Annotated in this window: 5 protein-coding genes; 3 read left to right on the forward strand and 2 right to left on the reverse strand. The window is 36.2% G+C overall.

Features of this window, described 5'->3' with window-relative positions; genetic code table 11:
• A partial coding sequence (locus FC19_RS01485; protein WP_057875231.1) for a glycoside hydrolase family 70 protein occupies positions 1-3,821 on the reverse strand: 3,821 nt, incomplete at its 3' end.
• A 336-nt stretch (positions 3,822-4,157) separates the two neighbouring features.
• On the opposite strand from FC19_RS01485, the gene FC19_RS01490 reads away from it, so the two are divergent.
• Positions 4,158-4,604: a DUF3290 domain-containing protein gene (locus FC19_RS01490; protein WP_057875232.1), complete on the forward strand. Its 447-nt coding sequence runs from the start codon at positions 4,158-4,160 to the stop codon at positions 4,602-4,604.
• Positions 4,605-4,612: 8 nt separating this feature from the next.
• The gene (locus FC19_RS01495) at positions 4,613-5,251 is read left to right on the forward strand and encodes a DUF421 domain-containing protein (protein WP_057875233.1); all 639 of its coding nucleotides are present in this window, start codon (positions 4,613-4,615) and stop codon (positions 5,249-5,251) included.
• 12 nt (positions 5,252-5,263) lie between these two features.
• On the opposite strand, the gene FC19_RS01500 is transcribed toward FC19_RS01495, so the two are convergent.
• Positions 5,264-6,049 carry a homoserine O-acetyltransferase/O-succinyltransferase family protein gene (locus FC19_RS01500; protein WP_057875234.1) on the reverse strand — a complete coding sequence of 262 codons (786 nt, stop codon included), beginning with the start codon at positions 6,047-6,049 and terminating at the stop codon, positions 5,264-5,266.
• A gap of 984 nt (positions 6,050-7,033) precedes the next feature.
• On the opposite strand from FC19_RS01500, the gene FC19_RS01505 reads away from it, so the two are divergent.
• The gene (locus FC19_RS01505) at positions 7,034-7,870 is read left to right on the forward strand and encodes a MetQ/NlpA family ABC transporter substrate-binding protein (protein ID WP_057875235.1); all 837 of its coding nucleotides are present in this window, start codon (positions 7,034-7,036) and stop codon (positions 7,868-7,870) included.
• The last annotated feature ends 139 nt before the right edge of the window (positions 7,871-8,009 follow it).

Here is an 8,009-nt window from a genome sequence, read left to right on the forward strand (position 1 = left end):
TTATAGTACACTGTCTTGCTCTGATTCTTGATGCGCTGAAATCCGGTCTTCATCGCCCCAGTATTGTTATCAAACAGATACCAGTGTCCATTCACATGCTGCTGCCCATATTGCATCTGACCAGCGTTATTGTAATAAACGGTTTTATTTTGGTCGACCATATATTGGAACCCAGTCTGCTTTTCACCTGTCATAGGATCTATCAAGTACCACTTATTGCTATCGTGGTTTTCAACAAAAAAGCGGCTTTGTGATTTATCACCTGCTGCATATTTCTGCTGATCATTTTTTAAAACTAGCACTTGTGGCAGAAACACATTCTCTCCATCTCCGACAAAGAAGTACTTGTCAGCATCAGTAGACTTCAAAACATAATCTGCGCCTCGCCCAAGAATATTAGTCCCATTTAAGTATTTAGCAGACCAGCTCTTGATCTTAGTGCTTGCGTCAATTGGCTTTCCAGTCGAGGCTTGTGTCTCACTAAATAACTCTGGATATTTCTGTTTCAACAGCGTCAAAAACTCACCGCCATATTTTGCCTGATATTCTCCACCGCCAATTGTATTTGCAACATACAAGGTGTTTTTAATTTTCGAATCCGAATATGGATTTCCATGATCATCCGTCCGTGTTACCGTGACTGTTTCCTGACCAGATAACGAGTACAGTTGATCTGGAACCCAATCGGCAATTGCTTGTATACCTGCCTGATGTAAAGCCTTTATCGCAGTTCTTAAATCATCAACTGTTCCATATTTCGTTGGTGTTCCAAAACCTAGATCATAGCGATCAGTAAAAGCATAACCATTATCAATGGTCGAATCTAAGAACGAACCATCTCCACTTGAACGATATTGTGGTGCCAATTCAAAACTAGTTATGCCTAAACTCTTAAAAAAGTTCGCATTTTCAGCAATAACAACATTGGCATTTTCCTCGTGTGATTCTGGATACGCAACAAAATTAGAAAATCCTTCAAATAGAACATTAGAGTCCAACGCTGAATTTGAATGGAAAACTTTACCATCTGTTGATGCATCAGTGCTTGCTTCAGTTTTTGCACTTTGGGCTTCATCTGCACCTACAGGAACCCAAACTGCCAAATATCCCGAAACTTCGGGATTAGCTACACCTTGAATGCTTGTGTTCAATTCTGTTACACCATTAATTACTAAATTTTGATTTGTAAAAACCAAATCCCCATTACTATCTGTATATATAATCGGCGCATCAGAATCATTTTCGTAATTTTTCAATCCAGAACTAGTCGTTAAAACTACTGCCCGAAAAGCTTGATTTCGATGAGCAGCTCCCATATGAAGAATAACTTTTTCATTATTACCCAGTTTCAAAGAGGGATCATTACCTACAATTACTCCAATCCCTTGGGACCTTGTGGCAGCATTTCCTTGATCACTAACATTCATTGCTCCGTTACCAAACCTAACACTAGTCAATATATCGTGCTGATCAACTGACATCGTCTGACCGCCAGCAACATACTTTACGCGTGTCTTGAGCAAGTTAGTTATTGTGTTATAGTAAATTGTTTCTTGGGAAAGATATTGACCACCTTCACGATACATATCTCCATAATAAATTCGGGGTACAGTATCCTTATTAGTTAAAAGCATTGCATATGCACTTGGAATATTGTATTTATTATATACTTTAACAGTCGAATTTTGATCCTGATAAAACTTTTCCAAACCAACCTTTAGATCTTCCCAAGTAAATTTCCCATACTCACCGCCAGTAGCATCTTTAATAGCCTGTCTAATTTGATCTTGAGAATTAGAATCGTGTGCCCGCACAAAACTATAATTAGGTACCGCTATATTTTCAGTATTATCAACACTTCTATTGACCAGACACCACTGGATGAAACGAGCCATTTTATCATTATGTCCAGGGGCATTAGTTAATGAGTAATTAAGTTGGGCAGCCATGTACTCATCCATTGTTAACTGTGAAGAACCCTTCTGGCTAATATACTCTGGATCACTCAAGCCCCAGTCTTCTAAAATAGAAAGATGCTTATTAGCTGTTGCATCGTTTTGGTTAAGTCCATAAGCCGCATTAAAATAATCTGCAGCGATTTTTAGAAGATCTGCATCAACATTGTCTACTGCATCGACCCGAATACCATCAAAGTTTGCTTGATCATCATTAGCTGTAATTGAGCCGAAGTTAGTCAAGTAGTACAACCAATTTAACTGTTCTGCCTGCACAACAGGATTCGAATTATCAATATCATTAGCTAACAAAAATTCAGCATCTTTACCGCTTTTGCCGATTAAGTACCCTGGTGTAATTCCTAACTGACGATAATCAGAATTTGCCCATGGCGTTAAATCACTATTTTGATAAGCTAAAAAGCCCCCTTGTAACTGAAGACCGGCGTATTTGACATCCTCCGAAGATGAATTCCAGATTGCCTCTTCCTTAACGAAAGAAGACATTAGTATTCGCAACCAATTCGTATTTCCGGCGACCATAATGGCGTGCTCCATCGCTGTCTGAGCTTGCTCAACCGCGTCATTCAGTACTAAAGAACTATCCTTATCCGAAAATTGGTGATCTGTTTTAATAAGGCCTTTTGTCTTCATGTAATTCAAATAATCGGCCTGCACACTTTTGCTAGGCCACCAAGCCATTAAAATCGGTCGAAAATCATTTTGAGTTGATGCTACCCAATTCTCACCATTCTGAAAAATATCTCTTGGACGGTACCAAGAATCAGCGTTAATGTAGCCATTCACATTCTCAAAACTTTTTTCATCATAGGTAGCAGCTGTATTATGTGCCGCATATTCTTCAACTTCTTTTGCAGATGATGTTTCTTGCAATGCTTTTTCAGGTAATTTTTTACCCTTTCCTGTTTCAGAATCAAAATAGTATAAAGCACCATCAATTGTTTTCGTGACGTTTTTTAACAAATGTCCATTTTGATCAAAATTATAGGTATTTCCGGCGACTTCTTTTATACCCACTGCATACTGACCAGAACCGATAAAATAATACTCATTTCCGTTCTGATCAATAAAAAAGCCTGAATTCACTTCATTGCCATCAGCTGTATAAGCTTTAGTCACGCCGTTACTTTCCAATGTATACGCTGTTGCATTACCGGTATTCTTATCAAAATAATATACTTTGCTGTTAGCCGAAACATATTCGCCCTTAATCTGAGCGCCCGTCTGAGGGTTAAAATATTGAATGTTTCCGTCAACTTTTTTCAATCCTTTAAGTAAGTTTCCATTTTGATCAAGATATGTCCAAGTATCATTATTATTAACATATTTTCCACCTTGAACATTCGTGGTCGTGTCATCAACTGACGGTTCCGCTATCGTGGTTGAGCTTTCACTGACAGTCTCTGAACTTGTCGATTGGCTCTTACTGTCATCTTTTTCAATTGGAGAACTGCTTTGTGAACTTGAAGAACTGCTTTTGGCAGCATTTGTATCATTATTATATGTATTTTTATTCGAAACGCTTGAACTAGACACTTCTTTTGCACTTGTTGTTTCAATATTTTGTGTATTTTCTTTTCCTTGTTTAGTGCTTTGAACAGTATTTGACGTGCTGCTAGTTGATGTCTCAGCTACGGCATTTGGTTTGGAAGAACTTTGATTGCCTTTGCTTTCTCTACTATTATCTTGGCTAACACTTGTAGCAGTATCTGCTCCAGAACTTGCAGCCTTAATATTATCAGTCGTCCCTGCAACTCCGATACTGAACGTACTTACAGCAAGGACTGCAAAAATCCAGTTTTTACCTTTTTTGTACATTTTATAATGTATTTTTTGCTCACTCATGAAAATCGCTCCTTTAATTCAAGACTGCGGTTAAAAAGCACATAAAATCCATGCTGCTTACATTTTTTTCAAAACAGTCTAATCTTTTTCATAAAACATCAACGAATATATTTTAACACAATCTTTTAAACTATTAAATTTTTTTAAAGTAATCTGTTTTTAATTTACTTTTAGTTTGACTAGCCTATTAGATTCATTGGATGATGGAGTATTCATGCTATGTGCTCTCATATTTTCATGTTTTCATAATTAAAAAAACTATTTCATTTTAAAAAGAATAATGTAAATAGTACAATGAAAAGGAAGTGTTACTTAAATTTAAATCGTGGAGGAAATATGACATTTTTTGGAATAAGTTATATTGAAAATCAGCTTCAGCTAAATGATTTCATAAAATATATTGTAACTTTTATATTAGTTTTGGTACTTTTTATCGTTAGTACTCTCTATTGGCGTCACAGAATTCAAACAAAATACCGTGATTTGAGCATCATTGTACTGCTGCTTCTCTTGTTCATGCTGGGCTTGCAGTACTCAGATTACATCCAAAGTGAAAGTCGCCATTCACAATCTTCACAGATGGTGACATTTATTGAGAATCTTGCTAAAGATAAGCACTTGAATTCTTCAGAGATATTAGTCAACTCTACTCAACTAACCGATGGTGTGGTTGTAAAGATCAAAAATTCATACTATCGTACTAATTTGAGCTCAGATCAGTCCAATTACACTTTAACTAAAACCCATCTTATGAACAAAAAAATATCAATTGAGAATAATTAGGAGGAAAGATGGAACTATACAGCCCTATAATCATTAAGTTTGCCTTAGGAATATTATGCTTGGTTTTCCAGATCAATCTTCTGGGGAAAGGAAATCTTGCACCAATCACTGCCATGGATCAAGTTCAAAACTATGTTCTTGGTGGTATCATTGGAGGAGTTATATATAATAACGACATCACTATTCTGCAATTTGTCATGGTTCTTTTAATATGGACACTGCTTGTTTTGATTGTAAAATTTTTCAAAGAACATAATCGTTACATAAAAAACATCATTGATGGGAAACCTAGAGTCCTGATAAAAAACGGGCAAGTCGATGTAAATGAATGCTTGAGACGAGGAGTTTCAGCAAGCGAATTAATGTTCCGCTTAAGATCTCACGGAATTTATGAGGTAAGTAAAGTCAAAAGCGGACTTCTTGAGCAAAATGGACAACTCGTTGTCATCGAATACGGCGACGAAAATATCCGTTATCCAATTATAGTAGACGGTCAGCCAAATATCGATGTCCTCGAATTGATTGATAAAAACGTAGAATGGTTGAATACTGAAGTTCAAAAAAGAGGATTCGCCGATATCGGTGACGTGTACTTGGGTGAATATTTATCTAGCGAATTGCGTTTGACGCCCTACAAAAAAGAATAATTATTTCAAATTTTATAACGCATTTAGCCAGTTATTGAAAAGTTGCTGACTATAGGTTGTCCAAGTGTTTATTATCTTATTGTTTTGACCGGTGTAATAATTTGCCGGTCTTTTTATTTTCTTTCCCTTACAAATATCTCGCCTATACTCTTTATCCAACATTTTAGTTTCATATTCTGGATGACCTGTGACAAAAGTAAATTTTTGATCTTTAGTCTCAATGATCACAGGCCCAACATCAAAAGAATCAGCAATTATATTAAACTTTTCAGTACTTATACTGTTCTTATCAGTCGTTGAATATCTTGAAAAGGGCATCCAAATATTATGGTCCATCCCCTCAAGCAATTCATGATCTTCAGATTGAATGTCCAATTTATAAATACCAAATTTTTTTTCTGAGCACACTTTTTTGGGGACCCCAGCAATGCAATGCATTCCCGCCTGTGCAGCCCAGCAAAGTAGCAAAACTTTTTTACAATGTTTTTCCGACCATTTGATTATTCTGCAAAATTCTCCCCAATAATCAACTCTTTGAAAGGGAATATGTTCGACTGGTGCTCCTGTAATAATCAATCCGTCATAATACTTTTCTTGTAATTCATCAAATTTATAATATCGTTCCTGAACTTCTTTGGGCTGCACTGATTTAAAATGATGCGTTCCTGGATAGCAATATGTCTTTTCAATGCGCTTATTGTTATCGCTAAAAACGTAGTTCAACTGATTTTCCGTTTCTAATTTATTCGGCATCAAGTTCAAAACCAATAATGATATTTTTTCATTTTGTTTTCTCATGCTCAAAGCCTCCACTTAAAAAAATAATAAAAAAATCCCCTCTGCACCTAACCAGTACAGAAGGGACGAATAAAATTCGTGTTACCACCCAAAATTCAAATTGCTTCAAATAAGCAATAACTTTGTCAGCACTCCAGTTTTTTTTTGAGAATGCTTAGTGCTTTATCGGGCACAACCGGTCAGTAAGCAAACACTATCTTACCTTCTGACAGCTCAGAGCTCATCTTCAGCCTACTTTAATGATCTGCCCTTACACTATCAGCAGTCGCTTATATCACACTCATAGACCTACTCTTCTCTTCCACGCACAATTGTCTTTATTAAGATAATATGACAATTCAATTAAAAGGTCAACGTTTTTTTATCATGGTTTTTGATTTTTCGAGTACCCATTTGTATAGAATGCTTATTACCGCCTATTCACTTGCCTGAACTATTACTTCGTTTAGCGTATGGTTCTGAATTTCATTAACAAATCTGATACATTTTCGATAACTATTAGCCTACCATGCCAAATTTCAGCCATGACTAACGATCAGCTGCATTAGTCATGCCATCTGACAATAATCAGCTATGATTAAAATTCAATTAACAAAAAGTGGCATTATGATGTTGACATTATATAAATATTTTTGTTATATTGTCATTACTAAATAAACAGTGATGAGATGAGTACTTGTCCATGCATCTTAGAAGAGAGTCAGGAAAAGGTGAGAGCCTGACACTGCAGTGCCGAGGAAGATGGTCTCTAAGTTATGGTCATGCGAGCAGTAATTCAAAAATGCAAGCTTGAGCCGGTAAAGCCCGTTACAGCCAATGGCGTTTATTAAAAAATCCATTAATAATAGACGCGTTCAACCGTGAGTGGTACAACGATTTTTCGTCTCACGACACAAAAAAAATTTGTGTCGTGAGTTTTTTTGCCAATCATTTTAGAAATTTGTACAAAAAAAGTTTTAAAAATATATTTAAGGCGGTTTAGCTATGAAAAAAATAAAATTTACTGTGGTTATAGCAATTATCGTGATTATCCTACTCATCATCGGTTTTTTATCATTCGATCATAAAGCATCATCGGTCAACGAATCAAAGCAGACTATTAGATTAGGCAGTTCTCCAGGACCATACAGCGAATTATTCCTGAATGGTATCAAACCAATTTTAGAAAAAGAAGGCTATAAAGTCACTAACAAAACGTTCAATAATTTACTGAATGCAGATATTGCATTGAGTGATAACCAAATCGATCTAAATGTTGATCAACATACCGCTTATTTAAAAAATTTCAATCAAGAAAAGAAAGCACAACTGACTGCGATAACAAAAATTCCGACTGTTCCAACAGGCATTTATCCCGCAAATAAAAAAACATTACGTACTGTGAGCTCAGGTACCAAAATTGCTATCCCAAACGACCCAGCAAACACCGCACGTGCTTACAATCTCTTAGTTAAAGCCGGATGGATCACATTAAAGGCTGGAACCGATCCAATTACTGCGACTAATAAGGATATTGCTTCAAATAAATATAATTTACGCATTACTGAGCTTGATTCATCCACTATTCCGCGTTCAATCAAAAATTTTGACTATATTATTCTTCCTGGATCAGTTGCTTACAGTGCCAAAATATCGACACGCAAAATATTGCTTCCAGAAACAGTACGAGCAGAGTATCAGCTCGTTGCTGCAACTACTAAAGAAAACATCAATAAAAAGTGGGCTATTGCTCTAAAAAAGGCTTATCATTCAAAGGAATTCAAAAAATATCTTAAAGAACACAATAAAGACAATTACTGGATAGTTTCAAACTCCAAGTGATTTTGGCTTCGAAGCAGAGAACGTTCCATAAGCCGGTAAACCTTGAGTACCAAAATTCTGACTTATGTAACGTTTTTAGACAGAAGTAACCATCCACCAGCATAGCTGGTGGCTTTTTTTCAGCCCTATAAGGGCTTGC

Origin of the sequence: Liquorilactobacillus aquaticus DSM 21051, from assembly GCF_001436755.1 — a bacterium.
In the GTDB taxonomy this organism is placed as follows: Bacteria; Bacillota; Bacilli; order Lactobacillales; family Lactobacillaceae; genus Liquorilactobacillus; species Liquorilactobacillus aquaticus.

Excerpts from the sequence above, each read along its gene's own strand:
- FC19_RS01495 (WP_057875233.1), top strand. The coding sequence starts at position 4,613 with ATGGAACTATACAGCCCTATAATCATTAAGTTTGCCTTAGGAATATTA.
- FC19_RS01500 (WP_057875234.1), bottom strand. The coding sequence starts at position 6,049 with ATGAGAAAACAAAATGAAAAAATATCATTATTGGTTTTGAACTTGATG.
- FC19_RS01490 (WP_057875232.1), top strand. The coding sequence starts at position 4,158 with ATGACATTTTTTGGAATAAGTTATATTGAAAATCAGCTTCAGCTAAAT.
- FC19_RS01505 (WP_057875235.1), top strand. The coding sequence starts at position 7,034 with ATGAAAAAAATAAAATTTACTGTGGTTATAGCAATTATCGTGATTATC.